Source organism: Streptomyces sp. NPDC006529, assembly GCF_040611795.1.
Classification (GTDB): Bacteria; Actinomycetota; Actinomycetes; order Streptomycetales; family Streptomycetaceae; genus Streptomyces.
The window spans coordinates 43,811-69,982 of the sequence record NZ_JBEXPB010000010.1; the positions used below are offsets into that span (position 1 = coordinate 43,811).

General features: G+C 72.3%; 27 protein-coding genes and 1 pseudogene. 19 read left to right on the forward strand and 9 right to left on the reverse strand.

Features of this window, described 5'->3' with window-relative positions; genetic code table 11:
- Window position 1: 1 nt before the first annotated feature.
- The 15 genes from ABZY31_RS10795 (at window position 2) to ABZY31_RS10865 (ending at window position 16,645) form a co-directional block, all read left to right on the forward strand.
- Window positions 2-1,141 (forward strand): 3-oxoacyl-[acyl-carrier-protein] synthase III C-terminal domain-containing protein, encoded by a 1,140-nt coding sequence (locus ABZY31_RS10795; RefSeq protein WP_356407405.1) that lies wholly within the window; start codon window positions 2-4, stop codon window positions 1,139-1,141.
- Between the two features lie 20 nt (window positions 1,142-1,161).
- The gene (locus tag ABZY31_RS10800; protein ID WP_356407408.1) at window positions 1,162-2,055 is read left to right on the forward strand and encodes an ester cyclase; all 894 of its coding nucleotides are present in this window, start codon (window positions 1,162-1,164) and stop codon (window positions 2,053-2,055) included.
- Window positions 2,056-2,177: 122 nt separating this feature from the next.
- Window positions 2,178-3,170 carry an aldo/keto reductase gene (locus ABZY31_RS10805; protein WP_356407678.1) on the forward strand — a complete coding sequence of 331 codons (993 nt, stop codon included), beginning with the start codon at window positions 2,178-2,180 and terminating at the stop codon, window positions 3,168-3,170.
- Between the two features lie 93 nt (window positions 3,171-3,263).
- Complete coding sequence (locus ABZY31_RS10810) at window positions 3,264-4,484, forward strand: FAD-dependent oxidoreductase (protein WP_356407411.1); 1,221 nt, start codon at window positions 3,264-3,266, stop codon at window positions 4,482-4,484.
- 28 nt (window positions 4,485-4,512) lie between these two features.
- Window positions 4,513-5,166 carry a thermostable hemolysin gene (locus ABZY31_RS10815; protein ID WP_356407414.1) on the forward strand — a complete coding sequence of 218 codons (654 nt, stop codon included), beginning with the start codon at window positions 4,513-4,515 and terminating at the stop codon, window positions 5,164-5,166.
- A complete protein-coding gene (locus ABZY31_RS10820) occupies window positions 5,156-6,781 on the forward strand; it encodes an AMP-binding protein (RefSeq protein WP_356407417.1) in 1,626 nt (541 codons plus the stop codon). The genes ABZY31_RS10815 and ABZY31_RS10820 overlap by 11 nt, the downstream gene beginning before the upstream one ends.
- Window positions 6,782-6,801: 20 nt before the next feature.
- Complete coding sequence (locus ABZY31_RS10825; protein ID WP_356407419.1) at window positions 6,802-7,713, forward strand: TauD/TfdA family dioxygenase; 912 nt, start codon at window positions 6,802-6,804, stop codon at window positions 7,711-7,713.
- A 60-nt stretch (window positions 7,714-7,773) separates the two neighbouring features.
- A complete protein-coding gene (locus ABZY31_RS10830; protein WP_356407422.1) occupies window positions 7,774-9,318 on the forward strand; it encodes an MFS transporter in 1,545 nt (514 codons plus the stop codon).
- Window positions 9,319-9,364: 46 nt separating this feature from the next.
- Window positions 9,365-9,937, forward strand: a complete 573-nt coding sequence (locus ABZY31_RS10835) for a cupin domain-containing protein (protein WP_356407425.1) — start codon at window positions 9,365-9,367, stop codon at window positions 9,935-9,937.
- A gap of 130 nt (window positions 9,938-10,067) precedes the next feature.
- Window positions 10,068-10,538 carry an ester cyclase gene (locus ABZY31_RS10840; RefSeq protein ID WP_351051401.1) on the forward strand — a complete coding sequence of 157 codons (471 nt, stop codon included), beginning with the start codon at window positions 10,068-10,070 and terminating at the stop codon, window positions 10,536-10,538.
- 192 nt (window positions 10,539-10,730) lie between these two features.
- Window positions 10,731-12,251 carry a DHA2 family efflux MFS transporter permease subunit gene (locus tag ABZY31_RS10845; RefSeq protein WP_356407428.1) on the forward strand — a complete coding sequence of 507 codons (1,521 nt, stop codon included), beginning with the start codon at window positions 10,731-10,733 and terminating at the stop codon, window positions 12,249-12,251.
- A gap of 161 nt (window positions 12,252-12,412) precedes the next feature.
- On the forward strand, window positions 12,413-13,015 hold the full coding sequence (gene rfbC / locus ABZY31_RS10850; RefSeq protein WP_356407431.1) for a dTDP-4-dehydrorhamnose 3,5-epimerase: 603 nt from the start codon (window positions 12,413-12,415) through the stop codon (window positions 13,013-13,015).
- A complete protein-coding gene (locus tag ABZY31_RS10855) occupies window positions 13,012-13,659 on the forward strand; it encodes an NAD(P)-binding domain-containing protein (RefSeq protein WP_356407434.1) in 648 nt (215 codons plus the stop codon). The genes rfbC and ABZY31_RS10855 overlap by 4 nt, the downstream gene beginning before the upstream one ends.
- 120 nt (window positions 13,660-13,779) lie before the next feature.
- A complete protein-coding gene (locus ABZY31_RS10860; protein ID WP_356407437.1) occupies window positions 13,780-15,855 on the forward strand; it encodes a hypothetical protein in 2,076 nt (691 codons plus the stop codon).
- 208 nt (window positions 15,856-16,063) lie between these two features.
- The gene (locus tag ABZY31_RS10865) at window positions 16,064-16,645 is read left to right on the forward strand and encodes a hypothetical protein (RefSeq protein ID WP_356407440.1); all 582 of its coding nucleotides are present in this window, start codon (window positions 16,064-16,066) and stop codon (window positions 16,643-16,645) included.
- 112 nt (window positions 16,646-16,757) lie between these two features.
- On the opposite strand, the gene rfbD is transcribed toward ABZY31_RS10865, so the two are convergent.
- From rfbD to ABZY31_RS10880, 3 genes are read right to left on the reverse strand one after another with little or no spacing between them, the layout of a single operon-like run.
- Window positions 16,758-17,639, reverse strand: a complete 882-nt coding sequence (gene rfbD / locus ABZY31_RS10870; protein ID WP_356407442.1) for a dTDP-4-dehydrorhamnose reductase — start codon at window positions 17,637-17,639, stop codon at window positions 16,758-16,760.
- The gene (rfbB, locus tag ABZY31_RS10875; RefSeq protein ID WP_356407445.1) at window positions 17,636-18,634 is read right to left on the reverse strand and encodes a dTDP-glucose 4,6-dehydratase; all 999 of its coding nucleotides are present in this window, start codon (window positions 18,632-18,634) and stop codon (window positions 17,636-17,638) included. The genes rfbD and rfbB overlap by 4 nt, the downstream gene beginning before the upstream one ends.
- Window positions 18,631-19,698, reverse strand: a complete 1,068-nt coding sequence (locus ABZY31_RS10880; RefSeq protein WP_356407448.1) for a glucose-1-phosphate thymidylyltransferase — start codon at window positions 19,696-19,698, stop codon at window positions 18,631-18,633. Before ABZY31_RS10880 ends, rfbB begins: the two co-directional genes overlap by 4 nt.
- Before the next feature lie 198 nt (window positions 19,699-19,896).
- On the opposite strand from ABZY31_RS10880, the gene ABZY31_RS10885 reads away from it, so the two are divergent.
- Entirely contained in the window at window positions 19,897-20,316 is a 420-nt protein-coding gene (locus tag ABZY31_RS10885; protein ID WP_356407450.1) for an ester cyclase, read from the forward strand.
- Between the two features lie 80 nt (window positions 20,317-20,396).
- Here the strand turns inward: ABZY31_RS10885 and ABZY31_RS10890 are convergent, their stop codons facing one another.
- The 3 genes and pseudogenes from ABZY31_RS10890 to ABZY31_RS10900 form a co-directional block, all read right to left on the reverse strand.
- Window positions 20,397-20,654: a hypothetical protein gene (locus ABZY31_RS10890; protein WP_356407453.1), complete on the reverse strand. Its 258-nt coding sequence runs from the start codon at window positions 20,652-20,654 to the stop codon at window positions 20,397-20,399.
- 125 nt (window positions 20,655-20,779) lie between these two features.
- Window positions 20,780-20,977 carry a hypothetical protein gene (locus tag ABZY31_RS10895; RefSeq protein ID WP_356407456.1) on the reverse strand — a complete coding sequence of 66 codons (198 nt, stop codon included), beginning with the start codon at window positions 20,975-20,977 and terminating at the stop codon, window positions 20,780-20,782.
- A 10-nt stretch (window positions 20,978-20,987) separates the two neighbouring features.
- A pseudogene (locus ABZY31_RS10900) lies at window positions 20,988-21,311 on the reverse strand (Scr1 family TA system antitoxin-like transcriptional regulator); the annotation flags it as partial.
- A 337-nt stretch (window positions 21,312-21,648) separates the two neighbouring features.
- Here ABZY31_RS10900 and ABZY31_RS10905 point away from each other — a divergent pair.
- The gene (locus ABZY31_RS10905) at window positions 21,649-22,053 is read left to right on the forward strand and encodes a hypothetical protein (protein ID WP_356407459.1); all 405 of its coding nucleotides are present in this window, start codon (window positions 21,649-21,651) and stop codon (window positions 22,051-22,053) included.
- Between the two features lie 16 nt (window positions 22,054-22,069).
- Here ABZY31_RS10905 and ABZY31_RS10910 read toward each other — a convergent pair whose 3' ends face one another.
- The gene (locus ABZY31_RS10910; protein ID WP_356407462.1) at window positions 22,070-22,657 is read right to left on the reverse strand and encodes a helix-turn-helix domain-containing protein; all 588 of its coding nucleotides are present in this window, start codon (window positions 22,655-22,657) and stop codon (window positions 22,070-22,072) included.
- Between the two features lie 64 nt (window positions 22,658-22,721).
- Here ABZY31_RS10910 and ABZY31_RS10915 point away from each other — a divergent pair, with 64 nt between their 5' ends.
- Together ABZY31_RS10915 and ABZY31_RS10920 are read left to right on the forward strand one after the other, a co-directional pair.
- The gene (locus tag ABZY31_RS10915; RefSeq protein WP_356407465.1) at window positions 22,722-23,231 is read left to right on the forward strand and encodes an SRPBCC family protein; all 510 of its coding nucleotides are present in this window, start codon (window positions 22,722-22,724) and stop codon (window positions 23,229-23,231) included.
- A gap of 100 nt (window positions 23,232-23,331) precedes the next feature.
- Entirely contained in the window at window positions 23,332-23,778 is a 447-nt protein-coding gene (locus ABZY31_RS10920; protein ID WP_356407468.1) for a hypothetical protein, read from the forward strand.
- Here ABZY31_RS10920 and ABZY31_RS10925 read toward each other — a convergent pair.
- Window positions 23,726-24,685 (reverse strand): Gfo/Idh/MocA family oxidoreductase, encoded by a 960-nt coding sequence (locus ABZY31_RS10925; protein ID WP_356407470.1) that lies wholly within the window; start codon window positions 24,683-24,685, stop codon window positions 23,726-23,728. The two genes, ABZY31_RS10920 and ABZY31_RS10925, sit on opposite strands and share 53 nt — an antisense overlap.
- Window positions 24,682-26,082 carry an NDP-hexose 2,3-dehydratase family protein gene (locus ABZY31_RS10930; protein ID WP_356407473.1) on the reverse strand — a complete coding sequence of 467 codons (1,401 nt, stop codon included), beginning with the start codon at window positions 26,080-26,082 and terminating at the stop codon, window positions 24,682-24,684. The genes ABZY31_RS10925 and ABZY31_RS10930 overlap by 4 nt, the downstream gene beginning before the upstream one ends.
- Window positions 26,083-26,172 lie beyond the last annotated feature (90 nt).

Sequence of the window (26,172 nt, forward strand, 5' to 3'; positions counted from 1 at the left end):
CATGTCAGCCAGTACCGCACCGGCCGGCGCCACCTCCGCCGGTCCCACCCGCCACGTATCGATCCTCGCCACCGGCGCCCACCTGCCCGGCGCCCCGCTCGACAACGACGCCCTGGCCAAGGTCTGCGGACCGCTCCCGGACGACGTCCTGGAAGGCATCCAGGTCGAGCGCAGACACTGGCTGATCGACCCGGCCACCGGAGCCCACACCACCTCCACCTCCGCCATGGCCACCGCGGCCGCCCGCCAGGCCCTGGAGCGGGCGGGCATGGAGGCGTCCGAGGTCGAGCTGATCGTGATGTCCACCGCCAGCCCCGACTACCTGCTGCCGGTCGCGGCGACCTACGTCCAGGAGCAGCTCGGCCTGCAGGACTGCGCGGTCATCGAGGTCCGCGCCGGCTGCGTCGGCGCCGTGCAGGCCCTGGACATCGCCCGCCGCCAGCTCGCCGACGGCACCTACCGGACGGCCCTGGTCATCGGCTCGGAGGCGGTCTCCCCGCTGCTCGCGCCGATCTTCCTCGGCAAGGACCCGTACAAGGTCCGGATGCGCGACCGGCTCACCGTCTACACCTTCGGCGACGGCGCGGGCGCGCTGGTGCTCAAGGCGGGCGAGGAGGGCTCGGCGCACGCGGGCAGCCGCCAGGTCTTCGCCACGCGCTCGATGGGCGGCGCGCGCAAGCCCGGCATGCTGATCACCGGCGGCGGGACGGACGCGCCGCTGCACGAGCAGCAGCAGCGCAAGCGGCTGATGGACATCAGCCTCGACATCCCCGGCACCGCGAAGTTCGGGCCGCGGGTCTTCGTCGAGGGCATCCACGACATGCTGCGCCGCTCCGGCCTCGCGCTCGCCGACATCGACGCGTGCGTGCTGCCCGAGGGCAACGCCGAGTACTTCGCCAGCGAGTACGGCACCGCGGGCCTGTCCGCCGAGGACCAGGCGACGCTGAGCAAGAACATCGTGGAGAACCTCACCGACGTCGGGGCCACCGGTTCCGCCGCGGTGCCGCTGGCCCTGGACGCGGGCTGGGTGGACGGGCGGATCACGCCCGGGGACACCGTCCTGCTGCTCGCGATCGAGGCGAGCCGCTACCTGTACGCCGGGCTCACCCTCACCTGGGACGCCCCGACCCCCGCCAAGTGACGACGTAAGGACGGACGGACGTGTCGATACAAGAGACGGAGCGCACCGAGGTGGCTACCGCAGTGAGCGTCGGGGAGAGCGTCGAGGAGCGGAACAAGAAGACCATCCGCTCGGTCTTCGACACCTTCGTCAACCGGGGCGACTTCTCCATCGTCGACCGGATCTACAGCCCCGACATGATCGACCACCAGCCCCTGCCGGGAGCCCCCGAGGGGCTGGAGGGGGTCAAGTACACCATCGCGGGTCTGCGCGAGGGCTTCCCCGACCTGCACGTGACCATCGAGGACATGAGCGCCGCCGGGGACCACGTGGTCATCCACAACACCTGGCGCGGCACGCACTCGGGCGAGTTCCTGGGCATGCCGCCCACGGGGCAGTTCATCGAGTTCACGGGCGTGGTGGTGTGGCGGCTGCTGGAGAACGGGCTGATCGCCGAGCGCTGGGGCATCGGCGTGGAGTCCAACATGCTCTCGGTGCTGGGCATGCGGCGCCTGGCCCCGGCCGCGCGCGGGGCGGCCAAGGCGGCGGCCCGGCGGACGGTGAAGCCGGCGACCGTGGTGCTGGAGCTGCCGGCGGAGCGGGCGGCGCGCTGGAAGGACGTACAGGCGCAGCTCTCCGGCGAGCGCCTGCGGGAGTACGAGGCCTCCCGGCGCCGGGCGGGGATCCTCCAGGAGTCCTTCGCGGCGCAGCGGGTGGGCGACCGGGACGTGGTGGTCCTCCAGCTGGAGGCGCGCGATCCGGCCGGGGCGGCGAAGCGGCTGCGGGAGTCCGGGAACGCCTTCGACGTGTGGCTGCGCGGGGAGACGGGCGAGGTCTTCGGGAGCGATCCGTACGCGGCGCTGGCCGAGGGCGGGGCCGCGGAGCAGGGGCACGGCTGGTCGTCGGTCACCGCCGAACTGGTGGCGGGCGGCTGAGCACCCGACGCTTCGTCAGGTCGGCTGTCTAGCTTAGGTATTGACTCTTTCATTGCTAGTTCTCAAGAGCTATCACTGCTAGAGTTTCTAGGGATGAAAACTACCCGGGGAAGGCGTGGATGATGCGGCAACGAAAGCTCGGCAGCCAGGGGCTGGCGGTCTCCGAGCAGGGGCTCGGATGCATGGGCATGACCTTCGCCTACGGGCCCGCCGACGACCAGGAAGCCCTGCGCACGGCCCACCGGGCCCTCGAACTCGGCGTGAACCTCCTCGACACCGCGGACTTCTACGGACCGCACTCCAACGAGGAGTTCGTCGCCCGGGTCATCGCGGGCCGCCGGGACGAGGTCGTCGTCTCCTCCAAGGTCGGCAACGAGGTCAGCCCCGACGGGCAGATCACCGGCAAGCTCAACGGCCGCCCCGAATACATCCGTTCCACCGTCGAAGGCAGCCTGCGCCGGCTCGGCACCGACCGCCTCGACCTCTACTACCTGCACCGCGTCGACCCCGACGTGCCCGTCGAGGAGAGCTTCGGCGCCCTCGCCGATCTGGTCGCCGCCGGAAAGGTCGGCTACCTCGGCATCTCCGAGGCCTCCGCCGCCACCATCCGCCGCGCCCACGCCGTCCACCCGCTGAGCGCCGTCCAGACCGAGTACTCGCTCGCCACCCGCGACGTCGAGGCCAACGGCGTCCTGGAGACCGTCCGCGAACTCGGCATCGGCTTCGTCGGCTACAGCCCGCTCGGCCGCGGCCTGCTCACCGGGCGCATCCGCACCCTCGACGGCCTCGCCGAGCACGACTTCCGCCGGATCGCGCCGCGCTTCCAGAAGGAGAACCTCGACGCCAACCTGCACGTCGTCGAGCAGCTGGAGGCCCTCGCCACCGCCAAGGGCATCACCACCGGCCAGCTCGCCCTAGCCTGGGTGCTCGCCCAGGGTGAGGATGTCGTGGCCATCCCCGGCACCAAGCGGGTCACGTACCTGGAAGAGAACATCGCCGCGTCCGCCGTCGCGCTCGACGCGCAGGACCTCGCGGCCCTCGACCGGATCGCCCCCCACGGCAGCCTGGTGGGAGACCGCTATCCCGCGGGCGCCATGGCCACGCTCGACGGCTGAGAAACGGCCCGGCCGAGCGACGGCCCGGCGGCCGAGCAACGGCCCGCGAACCCGCGAATCCGCGCATCCCAAAGGTGAGTGAGTGCGATAACCATGGCGAACATCACGATCATCGGCGGCGGCCTCGCCGGACTGACCGCGGCGATATCCGCCGCCGAGCAGGGCGCCCGCGTCACCGTTCACGAGGCGCACGCCCACCTGGGCGGCCGCTCCCGCTCCGCCACCGGGCCCTACGTCACCAACGACGGCCCCCACACCTTCTTCGACAACGGCCCCTGCTGGAACTGGCTGCTCCAGCGCGGCCTCGCCGGCAACTACGTCCGCCTCTCCTTCCACGAGTGGACGCGGATGCGCTTCCGCCACCAGGGCAAGCTGCGCATGACACTGCCCGGCGGCTACATGAAGATGACCTGGATGCACCGGGACATCGAGGTCCCCATCGACCGGTCCTTCCAGGACTGGGCCAGTGAGCGCTTCGAGCAGCAGACGGTCAACGAAGCCCTCGGCTTCCTCGGCCCGATCCTCTTCGACGGCGACCCCGGCCGGCTCTCCGCCGCCTTCGTCTGGGAGCGGCTGCTGCGCGTCGGCACCCCCCGCTTCCCGCTCCCGAGCCGGTACTTCATCGGCGGCTGGGGCACGGTCATCGACCGCATGGAACGCCGGGCCAAGGCCCACGGCGTCGTCATCGAGACCAACTCGCGCCTGACCGAACTGCCCACCGACGGCCCGGTCATCGTCGCCACCTCGCTCGCCGCCTCCCGCGGTCTGCTGGGCGACCCCACCCTCGACTGGCCCAGCGGCACCGCGGCCCTGCTCGACATGGCCGTCACCCACTCCAAGAAGGACGGCAACGTCTCCTTCGACATGGACGAGGGCGGCTTCACCTCCCAGTACTCCGACCACGACCCCTCCCTCGCGCCCAAGGGACAGGCCCTCTTCCAGGGCCAGATGCCCATCCGCCCGGGCGAGACGAAGGCCGGGGCCCTGGCCCGCCTGGAGAAGCTCTTCGACCTCACCACCCCCGGCTGGCAGGACCGCATCCAGTGGCGCCGCGAGGGAGTCTCCCGCGGCCGCACCGGCGCCCTCGACCTGCCCGGCCTCAGCTGGCGCGACCGCCCCGCCATCGACCGCGGCGACGGCGTCTACCTCATCGGCGACGCCGTCGCCGCCCCCGGCATCCTCGCCGAGACCTCCATCAACAGCGCCCTGCACGCGGCCGAACTCGCCGTCCGGGCCCAGCCGGTGACGCGCCGCCGCCCGACCGGTGCCCAGGCGGTGAGCCGGTCCGTCCTCTCGGCCCACTCCACCCTGTAACTCGACCCTGTAAGGGGGCGCACCACCCATGAGAATCACGCTGTCCGAGCGCGGTACCCCGGACTGGCTGGTCGCCAGGGAGATGGCCCGCGGGGTGTTCGCCAAGCAGTACCAGGCGACCATCAACCCGGACCCCGACGGTTTCCTCGCCTTCTTCGAAGAGGACGAGAACGGCCGCGAACAGGTCCTCGCCTGCGCGGGCCTCTCCTTCCCCGAGGACGAGCCGATCCTGCTGGAGCGCTACCTCGACGCCCCGATCGAAGAGGTCATCGCGGCCGAGGTGGGCGACCCCGTCGGCCGCCACCAGGTCCTCCAGATCGGCAACATCGCCTCCATCCGCGCCTCCGCCGGCGGCGAGATCATCAAGTCGATCCCCCTGGTCATGGCCTGCCTCGGACGCCCGTACGCGGTGATGACGATGACCGGCCGGCTCGCCGAGCTCATGCAGCGCCTCGGCTGCGTCTTCCACCCCCTCGCGGACGCCTCGCCCGACCGGCTGGAGCCGGAGGAGGTCGCCTCCTGGGGCTCGTACTACGACACGCGGCCCATGGTCGGCTACGCCAAGGCGGTCGACCAGAGCACCCTGCTGCTCGCCGCCATCGGCCGCTACTGCTTCGAATCCGTCGACATGCGGCTGCTCAGCAACCGCCCGCAGGCGAAGGTGCTCTCCCGTGCCGCATGACAACGAGCCCGTCTCCCTCGCCCAGGGCCTCCTGGACCGGGCCGGCAGCGACGCCGTCATGGTCCGCGTCCTGTCCGGCGAGGGCGGTACGGGCACCACCTGGAGCTACCGCGAGATCATCGGCGCGGCCCTGGTCCTCGCCGGGCACCTGGAACGCTGGGCCGCCGCGCACGGCCGCCCCGCCAAGGTCGGGCTGCTCGCCGAGAACTCCCCCGAGTGGGTCGTCGCCGACCTCGCCGCCCTCTTCGCCGCCGCCGTCGAAGTCCCGGTCCCCACCGCCTTCGCCGCCGAACAGGCCGCCTCCCTCCTCGACACCGCGGACCTCTGCTACGTCGACGACGGCGGCGCCCGCGCCCTGGCCCGCTGGGCCGCCGACAGCGGGCCCGGCGTCCTCCCCGACAGCTGCCCGGTGACCGCCGTCGACATCAAGGCGCTGCTCGCCGAGACCCCGGCGGCCGGCATCCCCCACCCCGCGGTGCCCGCCGAGGACGCCGTCATCAAGGTGATCCACACCTCCGGCACCACCTCCGCCCCCAAGGGCGTCCAGATCCGCCGCCACGGCCTGGACGCGCTCCTGACCTCCCTGCGGGCCCGCACCGAGAGCGCCGTCTTCGAGCGCTACCTCTCGATCGTCCCGCTGAGCCTGCTCATCGAACAGGTCGCCGGGCTCTACATGCCCTTCCTGGCCGGCGGCTCGGTCTCCTTCCTGCCGCCCGGCACCGCGCTCGTCGGCACCGCCGCCGACGCCGCCCCCCGGATGCTGAGCCTGCTGCGCCAGGCTCGCCCCACCGCCCTGGTCGTCCCGCCCACCGTCGCCGGACTCTTCCTCGCCCTCAGCGACCAGCAGCCCGGCGAGAGCATCCCCGAGCGGCGCCGGCGCATCTTCGGGCACGAGGGCTCCGTCTTCATCGCCTGCGGCGGCGCGCCCGTGCCCGCGGAGATCCTCCAGCGCCTCGACGCCTACGGGGTCACCGTCCACGAGGGATACGGACTCAGCGAGAACTCCTCCGTGGTCTCCTGGAACTTCCCCGGCCAGGTCCGCTTCGGCACCGTCGGCCGCCCCCTGGACCACGTCCAGGCGGAACTCGCCGAAGACGGCGAACTGCTGATCCGCAGCACCTCCCTCTTCGCCGGCTACACCCGCGAGGACCCCTCCAGCGTGGTCGTCGACGAGCAGGGACGGCTGCACACCGGCGACCTCGCCGAGATCGACGAGGACGGCTACCTGCGCATCACCGGCCGCAAGAAGAGCATGGTGATCACCTCCAGCGGCCGCAACGTGTCCCCCGAATGGGTGGAAGCGCGCTACCGCGAGCTCGGCTTCGTCCGCGAAGCCGCCATCGTCGCCGACGGGCTCGACCAGGTGCACGGCCTCTTCGTCATCGAGGCCGGCCTCGACCAGGACACCGCCCGCGCGCGCATCGACGCCTTCGGCACCGAACGCCTCTCCGGCATCGAACGCGCCGCCGTCGTCCACCTCATGTCCGAGGACGACCCCGAGTACGCCACCTGCTTCACCGTCACCGGACGCCCGCGCCGTGACGTCATCCGCACCCACGTGCTGCGAGGGCACCAGAGCGCCCCGGCCGGGGACACGACCGAGGAGAAGGCATGAGCACGGCAGTGAGAACCGCAGTGAGCACCGCAGTGAAGACCACCCCCTACGGCACCGGCAGCGGCCTGCTGGTCGAGCCCGTCGACGGCGGCAGCCTCGCGGACATCGACCCCACGACCCTGCGCGCCCTGCTCGCCGAGGCGGGATTCCTGCTGCTGCGCGGCTTCACCCCCTCCGACATGGACTCCTTCACCGCCCTGGTGCAGGCCACCTCCACCTCCACCACCCTGGACCCGGCCCGCGACTTCTACTCGGAGGTCGCCCAGAAGGTCGACGCCGGATTCGCCGAGGTCGGCCTGCACACCGAGAACGGCAACAGCCCCTTCCGCGCCCACGTCGCCTGGTTCTTCTGCGAGAAGGCCGCCTCCTCCGGCTCCCAGACCACCGTCTGCGACGGCTACCGCGTCTGGGACGCCCTCAGCCCCGAGGCCCGGGGCGCCTTCGCCGCCCAGGACATCGTCTACAGCCGCTACGTCGGCGAGCAGCAGTGGCGCGCCATGGCCCACCACCTGCTCGGCAAGACCAAGCCCGCCGAGGACATCCAGGTGGAGGAACTCCTGGCGCTGGCAAGCCAGTTGCCCGGCACCGAAATCCAGGCCGAGGCGGACGGCGGCATCCGCTACGCTTTCCGCACCCCCGCCGCCGCAAGCACCGTCTTCGGCGAGCGGCGCTCGTTCGCGAACAGCATCCTCGGCCCCTCCTTCAACTACGAGAAGCCGACGATCACCTTCGCCGACGGGACCGAGCTGTCCGCAGAGCTGCTGGCCGAAGTCGAGTCGGTGACCGCACGGATCACCGAGAACCTCGAATGGCGGGACGGCGACGCCGCCGTCATCGACAACACCCGGGTCATGCACGGCCGCCGCGCCATCACCGACCCGAACCGGACCATCTACAACGCCCTGAGCTACATCGAGGCCACTGCCGCCTGACCGGACTGCGCCGCTCCCGGCCGCGGGGCCGGGAGCGGCGGGCCCACCCGAGAGGGAGCCATGAACACCGAGAAGAACGCACCCCGTATCCAGGACCAGGCAGCGGCCGCGTCCCCCGGGGAACCGGGAACCGACACCCCGCCCGACCCCCGGCGATGGCGCCTGCTCGTCTTCGTCGCCCTCGCCCAGTTCATGGTGCTCCTCGACACCACCGTGGTGAACCTCGCGCTGCCCGCCATCCAGTCCGACCTCAAGGCGACCGCCACCGGCATCGAATGGGTGCTGACCAGCTACATCCTGTGCTTCGGCGGCCTGATGCTGCTCGGCGGCCGCACCGCCGACCGCTGGGGGCGCCGCCGTACGTTCCTGCTCGGCGCGGTCCTGTTCACCGCGGCCTCCTTACTCTGCGGCCTCGCCGACGGCACCGGCCTGCTCATCGCCGCGCGCGCCCTCCAGGGGTGTGGCGCGGCGTTCCTGTCCCCGGCGGCGATGTCCCTGGTCACCACGATGTTCCCGCGGGGCAAGGAGCGCACCACCGCCCTCGCCATCTGGGCCGCGCTGGCCGGGCTCGGCGGCACCCTCGGCGTCATCGCGGGCGGCCTGATCACCGACAGCCTCAACTGGCGCTGGATCTTCTACATCAACATCCCCTTCGGGGTCGTCGCCGTCGTCGGCGTGCTGATCCTGGCGAGCGGCCGCACCGAGTCCACCAGCCGCTCCACGCCCGACGTGCTGGGCGCCGTCGCCGTCACCGGCGGACTGGCCTCCCTCGTGTACGCCATCGTCAACATCCAGGACAAGGGCTGGGGTTCCGTCCCGTACGTGCTGGTCCCGGCCGTCGCCGCGGTGGCCCTGCTGGTCGCCTTCGTCGTGGTCGAGCGCAAGGTCGCCGACCCGCTGATGCCGCTCCAGCTCTTCGCCACCCGCTCCCTGGTCACCGCCGGCGTCGGCCGCGTCCTGACCAGCGGGGTCCAGGCCTCCGTCCTCTTCCTGAGCAGCTACTACCTCCAGCGCAGCCTCGGCTACTCCACCCTGAAGTCCGGCTTCGCCTTCCTGCCGCTCGGCATCATCGCCATCCTGATCACCGCCCCGGCCACCCGGATCATGCACCGGTCCGGGCCCCGCCCCGTCTACCTCTTCGGCGCCATCGGTTCCGTGATCGGCCTGGTCCTGCTGACCCGGGCGCCGCACGACGGGAACTACCTCCTCGACGTGCTGCCCGCGCTGCTGGTCCTCGGCGCCTCCATGCAGTGCTGCGGCATCCCGGTCAACGTCCACGGGGTGTCCGACATCCCGCAGGAGCAGCAGGGCATCGCCTCGGGCGTCCTGGTCGCCGCCTTCCAGGTCGGCGCCTCGCTCGGCGTGGCGACCGTGGCCACCAGCGCCATGACCCGCACCAACGGCGAACTCGCCGACGGACGGATCCCCGCGATCGCCTGGGTGGACGGACTGCACCTGGGATTCTGGATCGCGGTGGGCATCGGCGTGCTCAACCTGCTGAACGCCTACTTCGGACTCCCCGGCAAGCGCCGCACCCGGCCCGCCGGAGCCCCCGCCGAAGCCGGCACGGCGGCCGCCGCCGCGCCGAGCACCACCACCGTCTGACCCCCTCGCCCTGACCACCCCCCCGGACACCAAGGAGAGGCATCCGATGGCACGCCCCGGAGACACCCTGCAGCTCGGAAAAGACCGGCTCACCTTCCTCACCACCGCCTCCCAGACCAACGGCGCCTACGTCGAGGTCGAGGTCGAGTACGCCCCGGCCGTCCTGAAGCCGCCCGTCCACTACCACCCCAAGCAGACCGAGGTCATGCAGGTCCGCGGCGGCCGGATCGTCCTCCAGCTGGACGGTGTCGAACACGAGTACACCGAGGGCGCCGAGTTCTACATCCCGCCGGGCGTGCGCCACTCCATGTGGAACCCGGGCCCCGAGACCACCCGGATGGTCTGGCGCACCACCCCCGCCTACCAGACCGAGAAGGTCTTCGAGACGCTGTGGGGCCTGGCCAACGAAGGCCGGCTCAGCGCCTCCGGACCCGCCCTGCAGATGCCGCTGCTCGCCCTCGGCTTCCGCGACGAGTACCGCGTCGTCACCGGCCGGCCCTTCGCCCTCGACATGGCGCTGTGCACCCTGCTCGCGCCGGTCGGCCTGGCCTGCGGATACCGCCCCTCCTACAAGCCCCCGCAGCAGCAGCGCACGGAGCCGGCCCGCGCCCACGCCTGACCGGCCGCCGATCGGCCCCCCGGCCCCCCGTCCGACCGACCGGCCCGTCCGCCCTGGCGTTCGAGCGGGACACGAGGCCGCGGCCCTAGCGTCTGCGACATCAAGCCGGTCGACGCGCGGAGGAACGGTCATGGCCACCGAACAGCACGAATTCACCCTGCCCGGCGCGGATCTCCCGCAGCCCGACGCCGACCTGCGCAAGCGGCGCGAGGCCGTCGTCCTCGCGCACACGGTCGCCGAGATCGCCTGGGACATCGACGGCGTCCTGGCCACCTTCCCGCGCGGCGGCATCTACCGCATCCAGGCCTTCGAGGAGGGCCCGCTGATCGGTGAGGAAGCCATCAAGAAGGGCTACTTCGCCGACCTCAAGGCGGCCTTCCCGAACCTGGAGCACGACCTGCACCACGTCCACCACACCCCCACCGCCGTGATCCTGGAGGCCCAGGCCCGCGGCAAGCAGGAAGCGGACTACCGGGGCATACCCAACCTCGGCAAGTCCATCGACGCCCCCGTCGCGGTGTTCTTCCACTTCGACGGGGACGTCCTGGTCGACGAGACGCTGTACTTCGACATGGCGACCTTCCAGCGCCAGCTCGCCTGACCTCCCCCGCACGCGCCGGACCCGAGCCACCCTCCCCGTTCCGGGGAGGGTGGCTCCGTGCGTCCCCGGGTCCACCACGAATCGAGGAGGGCTGTAGTCCGGTTCCGTAGCGTCGTGAGCGCCGAAACGGCCTGTGTCACGGATGAGTTATGAGCATCTCCTACTGACATTGCCTCCAGAAAGGATGCTCGGATGAGCACCGTCAACCCCCCAGCCTCGGCCGGTGGAGCAAAGGGGGTGGTCTTCTGGGCCATCCTCACCACGAGCCTCGCCTCCTTCATGGCAGGGCTGGACAACCTCGTGATCATCACGGCGCTGCCCACCATCCGGGAGAAACTCGGCGGCAGCCTGACCGATCTCGAATGGACGGTCAACGCCTACACCCTGTCCTTCGCGGTCCTGATGATGTTCGGTGCCGCCCTCGGTGACCGCTTCGGCCGTCGCCGGATGTTCGTCCTCGGCCTGCTGCTCTTCACGGGCGCCTCGGCCGCCGCGGCGCTCGCGCCCGGCATCAACGAACTCATCGCCTTCCGCGCCATCCAGGGCGCCGGCGCGGCCATCATCATGCCGCTCTCCGTCACCCTGCTGACCGCCGCCGTCCCCGCCGAGAAGCGCGGTACGGCACTCGGCATCTGGGGCGCCGTCAACGGCCTGTCCATCGCGGCCGGCCCGCTCGTCGGCGGTGCGATCGTCGAGCACATCTCCTGGCAGTGGATCTTCTGGCTGAACGTGCCCATCGGCCTGGCCCTGGCCCCGATGTCCTGGCGCAAGCTCGCCGAGAGCAAGGTCGCGAACTCGCGGCTCGACGCCGTCGGCACGATCCTCGCCAGCATCGGCCTGTTCGGCATCGTCCTCGGCCTGATCAAGGGCCACGGCGACGGCTGGACCTCACCCGTCGTCCTCGCCTCCCTCATCGGCGGCGTCGCGGTCATGGGCGTCTTCGTGGTCTGGGAGAACAAGACCGCCCACCCGATGGTCCCCATGCGCCTCTTCAAGATCCGGGCCTTCACCGCGATCAACCTGGCCGGCACCCTGATGTCGGTGGGCATGTTCGGCGCGATCTTCCTGATGACCCAGTTCCTCCAGAGCATCCAGGGCTACAGCGCCATGGAAGCCGGCGTCCGGCTGCTCGCCTGGACCGCGATGCCGATGGTCGTCGCCCCGATCGGCGGCATGGTCTCCGACAAGATCGGCGGCAAGCCCGTCGTCACCCTCGGCCTCGCGATGATGACCGGCGGCATGGTCTATTGGGCCTTCATCCTCGAACCGAACGTCTCCTACGTCGCCCAGCTGCCCTCCCTGATGATCTGCGGCGCCGGCATGGCCCTCTTCTACGCACCGCTGATGAACCTGACCATGGGCTCCGTCAAGGAAGAGGAACAGGGCATCGCCTCCGGTGTCACGGCCGCCACCCGTGAGGTCGGCGCGGCGCTCGGCGTGGCCCTGCTGGCCTCCATCTTCAGCGCCAACGGCGGCTACGCCTCCCCGCAGAACTTCGTGGACGGGCTCGTCCCCGCCATGTGGGTCGGCGCCATCGGGGTGGCGCTGGCCACCCTGTCCATGCTGATCGCCCCCGGCAAGGGCAAGGGCGTACAGCCCGCCGCCGCGCCGGTGGCCGAGCGCTCCGCGCCGGCGGTGCCGTCACAGGCCGCGCCCGCCGTCTCCGGCGGCAAGAAGTCCGCGGAGAAGCCGGCCCCCGCGCCGGTGCGCTGACGACCGGTCCGCTCCCGTACGACCCGATGGCCCCCGCGTCCGACCGCGGGGGCCATCGGCCGTGCCCGGCGCGCTCCACCCCGGTTCGAGCGCGGCCGGAGCCGGTGCCCCGAGGATCGGACGGCCCGCTGTTCACGCCGCCGACAACGAACCGAGGAAGCATGGCAATCGAGGAGATGAAGGTCCGGGACGCCTTCCGGATCACGCCGTCGCAGCTGACCGACAACCGTGGCCGCTTCTTCGAGGCCTGGCGGATCGGCGAACTCACCGAACTGAGCGGCCAGCCCTTCACCGTCAAGCAGGTCAACTTCTCGGTCTCCTCGCGGAACACCCTGCGGGGCATCCACGGCACCACCCTGCCCCCGGGCCAGGCGAAGCTGGTGACCTGCGTGCGCGGCGCCGCCCTGGACGTGGTGGTCGACCTGCGCGTCGGCTCGCCCACCTTCGGCATGTTCGACACCACCGTGCAGGAGGCCGAGTCGGGCATCGGCGTCTACCTCGCCGACGGCCTCGGCCACGCCTTCCTCGCGCTCACCGACGACACCTGCATGAACTACCTCTGCTCCGAGGAGTACGTACCGGGCACCATGGTCGACATCCAGGCCCTGGACCCCGCCCTCGGCATCCCGTGGAACACCTCCGAGCCGCTGGTGCGCTCCGAGAAGGACGCGCTCGCCCCGACCCTGGCCGAGGCCGTGGCGCTGGGCCTGCTGCCCACGTACGAGCAGGCCGTCGCCTCCTACGGGCCCGGCCACCGCCCGTGACGGACATCGCCGTCCTCGGCTCCGGGGCCGTCGGCACCAGCCTCGCCACCGGGCTCGCCGCCGCCGGCCACCGGGTGCTGACCGGCTCCACCCGGCCGGATCGCCCCCGCCCCGCCGACGACCCGGCGCCGGCCGCGGGCGTCCGCTTCACCGGCCACGCCGAGGCGGCCGAACACGCCTCGATCGTCTTCAACACCACCCCCGGCGAGGTCTCCGTCGCCCTGCTGCGCGACCTCGAACCCGCCCTGCGCGGGCGGGTCCTGGTGGACGTGTCCAACGCCGCCGAACGCAGCCCCGAGGGGTTCCCCGTCGCCCCCCTCTACCCGCACAGCAGCCTCGCGGAGGAGATCCAGCGGGTCCTGCCCCGGACGAGGGTGGTCAAGGCCCTCAACACCATGGACCACTCGGTGATGACCGCCCCGCGGATCCTGCCCGCCCCCGCCACCGCCTTCCTCTCCGGCGACGACCCGCACGCCAAGGAGGAACTGTCGGCGCTGCTCGGGGACCTCGGCTGGCCGCGCGCATGGATCCTCGACCTCGGCGGCCTCTACACCGCACGGGCGCTGGAATGGACCGTCCTGATGCTGGGCCCCTTCATCACCCGGCACGGCTTCGTCCCGTTCGGCCTCTCCATCGCGCACTGAACGGCGCCGGCTCGCCCCCCCGCCGGGGAGGGGAAACCGGACAGGTGCGACGTCGTGCGATGGACATGAGCGGCCCCGTCCTGTTCCCTGTGCCCGCCGAGAGCAGGGGGGCGAACGGGCATGGCGAGGACAGGACGTCCGCAAGGGGCACCGAGGGGCCGCTCGCAAGCGGCCAACGAGTTGGCCGGGCTGCTGCGGGACGTGACACGCGGCATGACGGTGCGGGAACTCGCCCAGCGCTTCGGGGGCGGCAAGACGGCCTGGAGCGAATACCGCTCCGGTGCCCGGGTGATCCCGCTGGGCCGCCTCGGCATCGTCGTCGAGGACCGCGTCCGTGATCCCGGCCGCGGGCGGGAGCTGCTGGCCCGGGCCCGGCGGCTGCACGGGCAGGCGCTGACCGCGCAGGCGGAGGCGGAGGCGGGTGCGGAAGCCGGTGGGCAGGCGGAGGCGGGAGCCGAGGGCGCGGTGCCGTCCGGGCTGGAGGAGGCGCTCCGCCGCGCGCAGGACGACCTCGCCGCGTCCGGGCACCTCGTGGAGGGGCTGCTGGCGCTGATGACGGCGCTCCGGGACCAGGCCGAAGCCGCCCCGCAGGGTCCGGACCACCCGGTCGGCCCGGAGGACGGGGGCGCCTCCGCCGCTGCGGCCGCCGAGCCCCTGCGGGTGCGGCCCGAGCAGGCGCTCGACCAGCTGATCGCCGCGCGGGAGGCGGGGGAAGCCGTACGGCGGGCAGTGGCCGAAGCCGAAGCCCGCGCGCCGGACCAGGGTGCCCGGCCGGACCGGATGCTCCCGGCACTCCCGCCCGCGGACCCGCCGCCGCTCGGCGACGGCGGTGGCCGCGCCCCGCTCCCGGCCACCGCGCACCGGGCGGTATCCGTCGAACTGGTCCGGCTGCACCACCTCGTGGCCCAGCAGCGCGAGGACGCGCACTGGCTCTGGGAGCGCACGCGGGCCGGCCGGGAGCGTTCCGCCGCCCTGGAGGGGGTCGTTCTGGACCGCCTGGACCGCCTCGGCCCCGCCCCGCTCGACCGTGTCGACCGGCTTCCCGTGGTCCCCGTACGGGCCCCGCTCCCCGTCCCCGTGCCGCCGCGGCCACCGGCCGGCGGGCCCCTGCTCGCGGTGCTGGCGATCTGTACCGTCCTCGTCGTCGTCGCCGCGGTGGCCCTCACCGGGGTCCTGCTCGGCCGCCAGCGCACCGTGTCCGCGAACGGCGCGCCGCAGGCGCGGCCCCACTCGCGCCCCCTCGCCCCGAGCGCCGCCCCGACACCGTCCGCGTCCGCGTCCGCCACGCCGTCCCCGTCCGCGATGCCGACGCGCGCCCCCGCGCCCGTACCGCCGGCCCCGCCGCGGACCCCGCCCGCCACGGCGGGTTCCACCACGGCTCCCACCGCCGTCGCGCCACCGCCCGCGCGGCAGTCCGCGGGCAGCGCCTACGCCGTATCGCCGGACCACCGCACGGTGCTGCGGTGGACCGCCCGGGACGGCGCCTGGAAGGTGATCGGCCCCGCGGCCGACCAGGTCTACGCCGGGGCCGCCGGGGTCTTCACCACCAGCGCCGGCGACGGCCGGATCCTCAAGTACGACGAGCCGTCCAGCACCTGGTCCCAGATCGGAAACCCCGGCGAGCAGTTCGTCGTGGCGGGGGAGGCCCTCTACGCGATCACCGAGCAGCGCAACGCGGTGATGCGGTGGACCGGCCGGGGCGCGGAGTGGATCCCGATCGGCGGCGCGGCCACCCGGCTGTACGCGGGCGGCGCCGGCCTCTTCGCGACCAACCCGCAGACGGGCGGCCTGTTCCGCTACTCCGGGTACGGCTACGCGTGGCTGGAGGCGGGCGGCCCCGGCTCCGACTTCGCCGTCGGACCCGACTTCGTCGCCCGTATCTCCCCCGACGGCCAGGAGATCTGGCAGGGCGATGCCAAGGGCAGCAACTGGCGCCGGATCGGCGGTCCGGCACGGAACCTGTACGCGGGCGGCGCCGGGCTCTTCGCCGTCGACGCCGCCACCGGGCAGATCCTCGCGTACGGCGGGACGCCGGGGGTGTGGAGTCCCATCGGCGGCGCGGGCGTCGGCCTCGCGGTGGGCCCCGACTCCGTCTACCGCGTCGACGGCCGCCTGGAGGTCTCCCGCTGGACGGGCGGCGGGACCGGGTGGACTCCGCTGGGCTTCACGGCCGGCTCCATCACCGCGGCGGACTGAGCGCGTTGTCCGGCGGACAACCCCGTTGTCCGCCGATCGCACCGCCCGCCACCTGCGCGAACGCCTCCGGGCCCGGGCGGCCAAAGCGCGCCCGCCGCCAGTCTTCGGGGCGAGCGGTGCCGACGGTGCTCCGCTCCCGGGCCGGCCGGTCCGTACGGGGACGATTGCGTGGACCGGCCGGCCCGCCCCGATGACGATGGGAGACTTCGTGTCCTTGTTTCGTACACGGCTGACGGCGCTCGGTCTGGCGCTCCTCGGCGCGGTGGCCCTCGCGGGCCCGGCGGACGCCAGCATCCGCTCCGCGGCGCCCGCCTCCGCGCACGCCGACTTCTCGGCCCAGGCCCGGGCCGCCGGTCTGGATGAGGGCCGGGCGGCGGAACTCCAGCGCCGGATCGACACCGAACTGGCCGCCACCGGCGGCCGGCAGGTGGCCGCGAACACGATCGCGGTGGAAGGGAAGGGCGTCATGGTCCTGCCCCTGCCCGGCGAGCAGCGCGCCAGGAACCTGAACGCCCGGGGGACCGACGGGGCGTTCGCGGATCCCTGCGCGCGGGGCTGGGTGTGCCTGTATCCCGGCCCCGAGTACACGGGAACCATGTGGGGGCTCTACGACTGCGGCAAGGTGGCCATCGGGTACAGGGGCACCGGGTCCTGGTACAACAACCAGCCCTCCAAGTACCGCGTGAAGTTCTACGGTCACGACGGCAAGCTCGGCTGGACCTCACCCGGCGGACCCGTCGGTGACCCGTACGCGTCCTGGGACTGGGTCGGCTACGTGAGCCCCTGCTGACCGCGAACACCCGCCCGCGCACCCGCGGCTGAGGCGCGCAGCGCCCTCGGCCCGGTGGGGAGGCCATCCGCCTCCCCACCGGGCCGAGGGCCTCGCCCGGTCGCACCGCGCCCTAGGTCGGCGCCAGCACCCGCGCACCTGTCAGCGCCGGCATCGCCGCCGCCAGCGCCTCGCGCCAGTCCCGGATCACCTCGATGCCCGCCGCCTCCCAGCGGCCGCGCTCCAGCACGCTGTACGCGGGCCGCCGCGCACCCGGCAGGGGGCCGACGAGGGGCCGGACCCGTCCCGGATCCGCGCCCAGCAGCCGGAACACCTCGCGCGCCAGCTCCAGCCGGGTGCAGTCGCCGCCGCTGGTGGCGTGGTAGATGCCGGGCGCCGCGCCGAGCCGGGCCGCCCGGCCCAGCGACACCAGCCGGTCGGCGACGTCCACGCTCCAGGTGGGCTGACCCCGCTGGTCCTCGACGACGTCGACGAACTCCCGCTCCCGCTCCAGCCTGATCATCGCAGCGACGAAGTTGTCGCCGCCCTCCCCGTAGAGCCAGGCCGTCCGCACGACGAACCCGGTCCACGGCAGCAGCCGCAGCACCGCCCGCTCACCCTCCAGCTTGCTGCGCCCGTACGCGGTCCGCGGCGCGGGCGGCGCGTCCTCCGGGTACGGCACGCGCGCCTCGCCGGAGAACACGTAGTCCGTGGACACGTGCAGCAGCAGCGCCCCGAACTCCCCGCACGCGCTCGCCAGGTGCAGCGGCGCCGCGCCGTTGACGTGCCGCGCCTGCGACTCGTGCGTCTCCGCGGCGTCGACGTCCGTGTACGCCGCCGCGTTGACCACCACCACCGGCCGGTGCGCCGCGATCGCCGCGCGCACCGCCCGCCGGTCGCGCACGTCGAGTTCCGCGCGCCCCAGGCACACGGCCGGCTGCCCGGCCGCCTCCAGCGCCGCCCGCAGGTCCCGGCCGAGCAGCCCGTCCGCGCCCGTGACCAGCCACTGGCTCACAGGGCGGCCTTCTGCTTCAGCGGCTCCCACCAGGCGCGGTTCTCCCGGTACCACGCGAAGGTCTCGGCGAGACCCTGCCCGAAGTCCTTGCGGGGCCGGTAGCCCAGCTCGGTGGAGATCTTCGTGCAGTCCACGGAGTAGCGCAGGTCGTGCCCGAGCCGGTCGGCGACGTGCTCGACCCGGTCCCAGCCCGCGCCCGCCAGGTCCAGGAGCAGGGTGGTCAGCTCCTTGTTGCTCAGCTCGGTGCCGCCGCCGATGTTGTACACCTCGCCCGCGCGGCCGCCCGTGCGCACCAGCTCCAGGCCCTGGACGTGGTCGTCGATGTGCAGCCAGTCGCGGACGTTGAGCCCCTCCCCGTAGAGCGGCACGCGCAGTCCGTCGAGCAGGTTCGTCACGAACAGCGGGATGACCTTCTCCGGGAAGTGGTGGTGCCCGTAGTTGTTCGAGCAGCGCGTCACCCGCACGTCCAGGCCGTGCGTCCGGTGGTACGACAGCGCCACCAGGTCCGAGGAGGCCTTGGAGGCGGCGTACGGCGAATTCGGCCTCAGCGGATCGGTCTCCGGCCAGGACCCCTCGGCCACCGACCCGTACACCTCGTCGGTGGACACGTGCAGGAAGGGCACGGGCCCGCCGGGGCGGCGCAGCGCCGCGTCCAGCAGGGTCTGCGTCCCGAGCACGTTGGTCGTGATGAACTCGGCCGCGCCCAGGATGGAGCGGTCCACGTGCGACTCGGCGGCGAAGTGCACGACCTGGTCGTGCCCGGCCACCAGCTCGGCGACGAGCGCGACGTCGCAGATGTCCCCCTGGACGAACCGGAACCCGGGGTGCGCGCGCACCGGGTCGAGGTTCGCGGGATTGCCCGCGTAGGTGAGCTTGTCGAGCACGGTGATCGCCACGTCCCCCGGGCCGGCGGGCCCGAGCAGCGTACGGACGTAGTGCGAACCGATGAACCCCGCCCCGCCGGTGACGAGGATGCGTGTGGCGTCTGTGGTCATGAGGAGATCTGCACCTTGCTGTGGTCGCCGAGGATGAGACGGTGGGCCGCGGGGACCCGGGGGGCGGGGGTCACCTCCACGTTGCGGCCGATGATCGAGGCTTCCACGCGGCTCGCGCCGCGCACCGAGGAGCCGTCCAGGATGATGGAGAACTCGATCTCGCTGTCGGTGATGGTGCAGTCGCGGGAGATCGACGTGAACGGCCCGATGTACGAGCCGGTGATCACGCTGCCCGCGCCGATCACGGCGGGGCCGACGATGCGCGAGTCCGTGACCTGGGCGCCTTCGTCGATCTGCACCCGGCCGATGATCTCACTCGCGGCGTCGACCAGGCCCTCGATGCGCGGTTCGGCGCGCTCCAGGACGGACCGGTTGACCTCCAGCATGTCGTTGACGTTCCCGGTGTCCTTCCAGTAGCCGGAGATCGTCGTGGACCGGACGTCGAGATCGGCGTCGATCAGCCACTGGAGGGCGTGGGTGATCTCCAGCTCGCCGCGCCAGGAGGGCTTGATGGCGCGCACGGCCTCGTGGACGGCGGGGGTGAAGAGGTAGACGCCGACGAGCGCGAGGTCGCTCTTGGGGACCTCCGGCTTCTCCTCCAGGCCCACCACGCGGCCGTCGGGGCCCAGCTCGGCCACGCCGAAGGACTTGGGGTCCGAGACCTGGGTGAGCAGGATCTGCGCGGTCGGGCGTTCCGCGCGGAAGGAGTCCACGAGGTCGGAGATGCCGCCGACGATGAAGTTGTCGCCGAGGTACATGACGAAGTCCTCGTCGGCGAGGAACTCCCGGGCGATCACGACGGCGTGGGCGAGGCCCAGCGGCGCGGTCTGCGGGATGTAGGTGACCTCGATGCCGAACTTGGAGCCGTCGCCGACGGCTTCGCGGATCTCGTCGGCGGTGTCCCCGACGACGATTCCGACCTCGGTGATGCCTGCGTCCGCGATCGCTTCCAGGCCGTAGAAGAGCACCGGCTTGTTCGCCACGGGCACGAGCTGCTTGGCGGATGTGTGGGTGAGGGGGCGCAGGCGGGTTCCGGCCCCGCCGGAGAGTACGAGAGCCTTCATGGCACCAGAGGCTAGAAGCGGCCACTTGAGCCGGGGTGGGGGTTCGGTGGGGGGTGCGGTGAGGGGTGCGGCGGGGCTCCGGTGGGGCCCGGTGGAGGGTCGCCGTGGACCGGTGCTCCAGAGGGGCTCCACCGGGAGTGCGGATCGTCGGTGTGCAGCGATCGGCGACGCGAGCCGTACAGAGAGGCAGACACACCCATGTCGGAGAACCACCGGGACCTCGTCCAGCGCTTCGTGGACATGATCAACAGCCACGACGTGAGCACGATGGCGGAGCACACCGCCGCCGACCACATCGACCACAACCCGATCGTCGCGGACGGCATCGAGGCGAACACGGCGTTCTTCCAGTCGATCTTCGACGCCTTCCCGGACGTCAAGGTCGTCGCCCACGACCTGATCGTCGACGGCGACCGCATCGCGGGCCGCTTCGAGTACTCGGGCACCCACCAGGGCCCCTTCTTCGGCATACCGGCCACCGGCCGCACGCTGAACTTCCAGTCGATCGACATCTGGCGCGTCGAGAACGGCCTGCTGGCGGAGCACTGGGACCAGCTGGACGTGGCGGGCATGTTCCACCAGCTGGGCGCGGACTTCTACGCGCTCCAGGGGGAGTAGCTCAGTCGGGGACCCGCGCGTGCGGAGGTCCGGGCCGGATGGATACCTCGTCCGGCCCGGACCTCTTTCACGTGGCCGCCTCAGCGGTCGTGGTGATGGTGGTGATGGTGGTCGTGTTTGTGGTTGTGATGGTGGTGGTCGTAGCCGCGGCAGTAGTCCCAGGTCCAGTACCAGTACCAGTCGTTGCAGTTATTGTGATCGCCGTGGCTGGTCGCCGCCGAAGCCGCCGAGGGCGCCGGTGCGGCGAATGCGGTGGAGGGCAGGAGCGCTCCACCTGCGGCCAAGGCGGTCGAGGCCGTGAGAAGGGCGATGCGCTGCATACGGGATGTGCGAGTCATGGTGATTCACCTCCGGTGAGACAGACGCTTTTCGTCTGTGTGGTCCCATGCATCGATTAGGCCCGTGCGCGCGCGCCGCGTCATGCCCCTGACGTTCGGGGCTTGACAGATCGGGGCGGCCCGGCTCAGTCGGCCAGGAGGTGGTCGGCCTTGCCCGCCTTGATGTCCCGGATCAGCTGGCGGAGGGCGTCCGTACTGTCGGTGAGGTACGAGGTCTCCGCGCCGGCGACGGCGATGTAGCTGTTGCCGTCGTCGTCCACCCCGATCCGGTAGCAGCTTGCCCCTTCGCCGCAGAAAGCTTCTTCCCAGACGATGTCGGCCATCGGTTGCCTCTCAGAGTTGACGGGCCAGTCGGTGGATGAAATCGCGGGACGCTTCCGGCGTCAGGCTGAGACGTTCCATCCAGTCCAGTTGGGCACGGTACTTGGACAACTGGGCCTCCGTGTGCAGGAAGTCTGGGCCGTGCGTGCTGTCGACCTGCACGGTGTCCAGCCGTGGGACGGGACCCTCCAGGTAGTTCACCGTCTGCCCGGCGCCGGGGAAGCCGCCCCCTTCGAAGGTCAGGACGCGCAGGACGACGTTCTCCCGCTCGGCCGCATCGGCAAGGTGCTCCAGCTGTGCGCGCGCCACCTTGCGGCCGCCGAACTGCATGCGCAGCCCCACGCCCACCCCCGGATCGCCGCCCACTGCGAGGCCCGGCGGCGGGCGGCGCTGCTCATGGCCGCGGTGGTGCGGTCGTGCGGCGGGGCCTGGGGCTTCGGTGAGTCCCGCGAGCCGGGCGGCGGGAACCGGACCTGGGCGCACCTGCCCCGGCGCGGAGCGGCTGACAACCTCCGCGCCTGACCCGGAAGGATCCTGTCACCCGGGCCAAGAGGACTTCGCCAGATCGGCTGTACAGGCCCGTGGCCCACAGGGCAGGCTCCTGCCCGTGAACCCCTTGGAAGCCCCTGGCTCTCGGCTCCCCACGTCGGCACGCCGGACTGTGATGAGGGCTGTGGGGGTCGTCCTGCTCCTGCTGTTCGTTCTTGCGCTGGCGCTGGTCGGCGTCTTCCTCTGGTGGCTGGGGGTGAGTCTCCCCGAGGGCCAGGCCAGGCGTATGGAACAGCAACTCGCGACCGACACACGATTGACCGGTCAAGCTCTCCAGCACCGTGCGCAGGACGGAACCCTGACGGATGACGAGCTGAAGGACGTCTCGCCGGGTCCATGGGCCATTCGGCGTGATGAACGGGAAATTCGCGTCGCCATGTCGTTTCTGGGGCCGAGGGCGGAGTACCAGTGCTGGTCCTTCACCCTCAAGACGCCCCTGGGGCCTCGGACGTCCGTGACCGCGCAGCCGGACGAGGCCGCATGCGACGTGCGCGTACCGTCGGCGTCGACTTCGCCGGCACCACGGTGACCCGGTTCTCTCCGGCTCAGGTGGCGGTCAGCAGGGCTGCCGCGGACTCTTCGGCCAGGTCCTCCGCGTGTGGGGGGAGGGGGCGGCCGGCGCGCAGGTGGCGGCGGACCAGGGACAGGGGCAGGTCGATCAGGGCCAGGATGACGCGGTCGTGGTCCCGGGGGCCTGCCGCGCCCAGGACGTCGGCGAGGAGGTGGAGGGAGTCGTACACGCGCGCGTTGCCCCGGTCCGCGCGCTCCTTGTGCTCCTCGGACCACTCGGCGCGGCCGAACTGGTCGGCGCCGTAGAGCAGGAGCGAGGCCTCCCGCGGGTGGGCGCGGCTCCAGGCGACGACGTGCCGGGCGGCCGCGCGGGCGGCTCCGTGGGGGTCGGGGGCGCTGCCGAGGGCGAGGAAGTAGCCCTCCTGGAAGCGCTCCACGGTGCGCAGCCAGACCTCAGCGAGCAGCGCCGTGCGGCCGGGGAGGCGGTGGTACATGGATCCGCTCGGCGCGCCGATCGCCTGGGCGACGGCGGACATGGTCACGCCCGCCGGTCCGGCGGAGGCGGCCAGTTGGACCGCGGCGTCGAGGATCTGGTCGGTGTCGAAGCGGGGTGGTCGCGCCATGAATCAGAGAGTACCCTCCACATTATTAGAGAGTGCTCTCTAATAATGTGGAGGGGAGGACGCCATGGGCGTCTACAACGTGCACGAGCGGCTGCTGGCCGCCAAGGCGAGCGAGGTGGGCGCGCTCGTCGACAGCCTGTCCGGTGGCGCCGCGGACCGGCTGTGGGCGCACCGGAAGTGGCCCGCGCTGGAATTCGACCGCCCCCTGGCGGTCGGTGCGACCGGTGGCCACGGGCCGGTCCGCTACGCGGTCACCGCGTACGTGCCCGGGACCTGGGCCCGCTTCACCTTCAGCGGGCCGCGCGGGTTCCACGGCTTCCACGAGTTCGCGGTGCTGCCCGTGGACGGGGAGCGCACCGTGCTGCGGCACACCCTCGCGATGAAGACCGGTGGACTGGCGCGCCTGACCTGGCCCCTGGCCTTCCGCGCGATGCACGACGCCTGCCTGGAGGACGCCCTGGACCGCGCCGAGCTCGCCTGCACGGGCACGGTGGCCCGTCCGGCCCGCTGGAGCCCGTACGTCCGCCTGCTCCGGGGGCTCGAACGCCGGGTCGGCGGTCCGTCGGCGTCGTGACGACGCGGGCGGCGGACTGCCTCCGCGCCTGAGCGGGGGCGTGCGCTACGGGGCGGGAGGGCCCCCGTACGCGACCCCGCAATGGGGCAGGCTGGGGCGCATGGAAGACATGAGCACCGCGGCGGAGCGCCCCCGCGGCGGCAGCGTGCCGCAGTCGGGCGCGACCGCGGAAGAGCTGCGCGCGGCCCTGGTGCGGATCGCCCCCGGCGTGGTCGCGACGTTCGACGCCGAACGCGCCACCGCCGTCGCCCTCACCAGTGCCCGTGCCCGGGAGCAGGGCAGCTCCGCGCCCGTGTGCCGCTTCCTGCGTCAGTGGGCCCTGTACGTCGCGATCGAACGCCACCCCGGGACGGCTGCCCGGCTGCGCCTGCTCGAAGACCGCGCGGCTCACGTCACCGAACCGGACGAGGCCCGGGCGATCGCTTCCGAGCTCGGCCGGATCCTCGACACGGCTGCCGCCGAGGCCGGTGTCCCTTGCGGCGGAGCCCAGGGAGTCAGTGGTCCGCCGCCGTCGTGGCGATCGTTTCCATCAGGCGGGCGTGGGTGAGGATCGCCTCCGCGTGCGGGGTGAAGTCCTCCGCGTCCAGGACCGCCGTCGCGAAGGTGCCAGCGATGTTCGTGAAGTGGTGGTCGGGGGACAGGGGGATCTCCCGCGTGCCGTCCGCGCGGTCCACGCGCAGGACCGGGGTGAAGTCGTCCGGGGTGCTGAAGGCGCGTTCCAGGCGCAGGCGGCCCTCGCTGCCCCAGAGGCCGTAGCCGCTGAGGTAGGCGTGCTCGACGCCGTACGCGAGGTGGGCGGCCGCGCCGGAGGGGGAGGTCAGCAGGGCGCTCCCGGCGGGCTGGGGACCGTACGCGCTGTCCGGGCGGACCTGCGCGCCCGCCACCCGCAGGTCCGGGCCCAGGAACAGCTGGGCCGCGCGCACCGGGTACGCCGCCACCTCCGGCAGGGTGCTCGCGCGCAGCCCGCCCGGGCGCAGCGGGATGCCGAACTCCGAGGTGAAGAGCTGGACTTCGCCGATCAGCCCGTCCGCCACCAGCTCCCGCACCCGCGCGTGCTGCGAGTGGTGCAGGAACATGAAGCTCTCCATGAGGAGCAGGCCGCTGCCGCGGGCCGCCGCGACCGCCTTCTCGGCGTCCGGCAGCGAGGTCGCGAACGGCTTCTCGCACAGCACGTGCTTGCCCGCCGCGAGCGCCCGCAGCGTCCACTCGACGTGCATCTCGGGCGGCAGCGGGATGTACACCGCGTCCACGTCCGGGCGCTCCAGCACCTTCTCGTAGCCCGCGAGGGGGACGCCGCCGAAGCGGTCGGTGAAGTGCCGTGCCTTCTCGATCGTGCGGCTGGCGATCGCGGTGACCTCGACGAGCGGCTGGCGCTGCATCGAGGGCAGCATGCGGCGTTCGGCGATGTCGGCGCAGCCCAACACGCCGACGCGCAGAGCCTTCCGCCCGCTCACAGCGCGTACGCTCCGCCCAGCGCCCAGGCCGCCCGCAGGCTGGTCAGGAGCGTCCGGGCCTCGATGTTCAGGTAGTTGCTGTGTTTGAGGAGCCCGGCGAGCTGCCCGGCCGTCACCCACAGGAAGTCCTCCGGTACGTCGACGGGGAACTCGTCCCCGACCTCCACCAGCGCGTACCGGTTGCCCGCGTGGTGGAAGCGGCCGCCCTCCTCGGACTGCACCGTGTCGTACAGCAGCCGCGACTTCGGCGCGGAGAGCACCATGTCGAGGTAGCGCGGCTGCCGCTCCCGGGGCAGGGTCAGCGCGCGGCCCGGCTGGCACTGCACGGTCGGGCCCAGCTCGGCGACGTCCAGGACGCCGGCCTCGGAGCGGGCCTGCGCCAGCAGGTGCGGTACGCCCCCGATCCGGCGGACCACGAAGGCGGCGAGCCCCTGCTCGGCGGGGGCGAGCAGCGGCTGGGTCCAGCGCTGGACCTCGCGGTTGGCGGCGGAGACGGAGGCGGCGATGACGCTGAAGTGGTGGCCGCTGTCGTGTGCGATCGCGTAGTCGGTGCGGTGCCATCCCTGGACGCCGTGCAGCGGCAGGGTGCTCTGCACCAGTTCGCGGGTCGCCTTGATCTCGGTGAGCCGGGACAGGACGTGTTCCGTCGTGTGCAGCGAGGGGCCCTCGTCGGCGAAGGTCGGGATCAGGGACAGGACGGTGCGGGCGTCCATGTTGATCACGTTGTTCTCGTAGAGCAGCTGGTGGATCTGGCCGAGGGTCAGCCAGACGAAGTCCTCGTGCTCGGGCACGTCGCCCAGCGCCTCCACCACCATGTTCCGGTTCCGCTTGCGCAGGAACCAGGAGCCCTGCTCCGACTGGAGGGAGTCGAAGAGCACCCGCGAGCCGACCCGGGGCGGTTTGAAGTAGTCGATGTAGTGGACGGACGCGCCCTTGTGCACACCGGTGTAGTTGCTGCGGGTCGCCTGCACGGTGGGGGACAGCTGCACCGTGTCGAGGTTGCCGGGCTCCATCTTGGCCTGCATCAGGCAGTGCAGGACCCCGTTGAACTCCTTGACGACGATGCCGAGGATGCCGACTTCCGGCTGGTTGATGATCGGCTGGGACCAGGACGCGCCGTGGCCGCCCCAGTCGGTGCGCACGTGCAGGCCCTCGACGGAGAAGAAGCGGCCGCTGTCGTGCACGAGGTTGCCGGTGGAGTCCTCGAAGTGCCAGCCGACGAGCTCGGCGAAGGGGATGCGCCGCACGTCGTAGCGGTTGGTGCGCCGCTGCTCGGCGAACCAGTCGCGGAAGACCGGGTTGGGGGTCACCGAGCTGTCGAGGGCCTGGGCCGACAGGGTGAACCGCCGCCCCAGGCTCGTGACGACGCCCGGGGGCATTGCCTGGGTGATGGTCATCGGTGGACTCCTTCGCCTTGTCCCGCGCGCCCAGGGGCAGCCGGTCGCACCACGACGATGGGGGAGCCCGATCGGCTGTGGCTGGAGAGG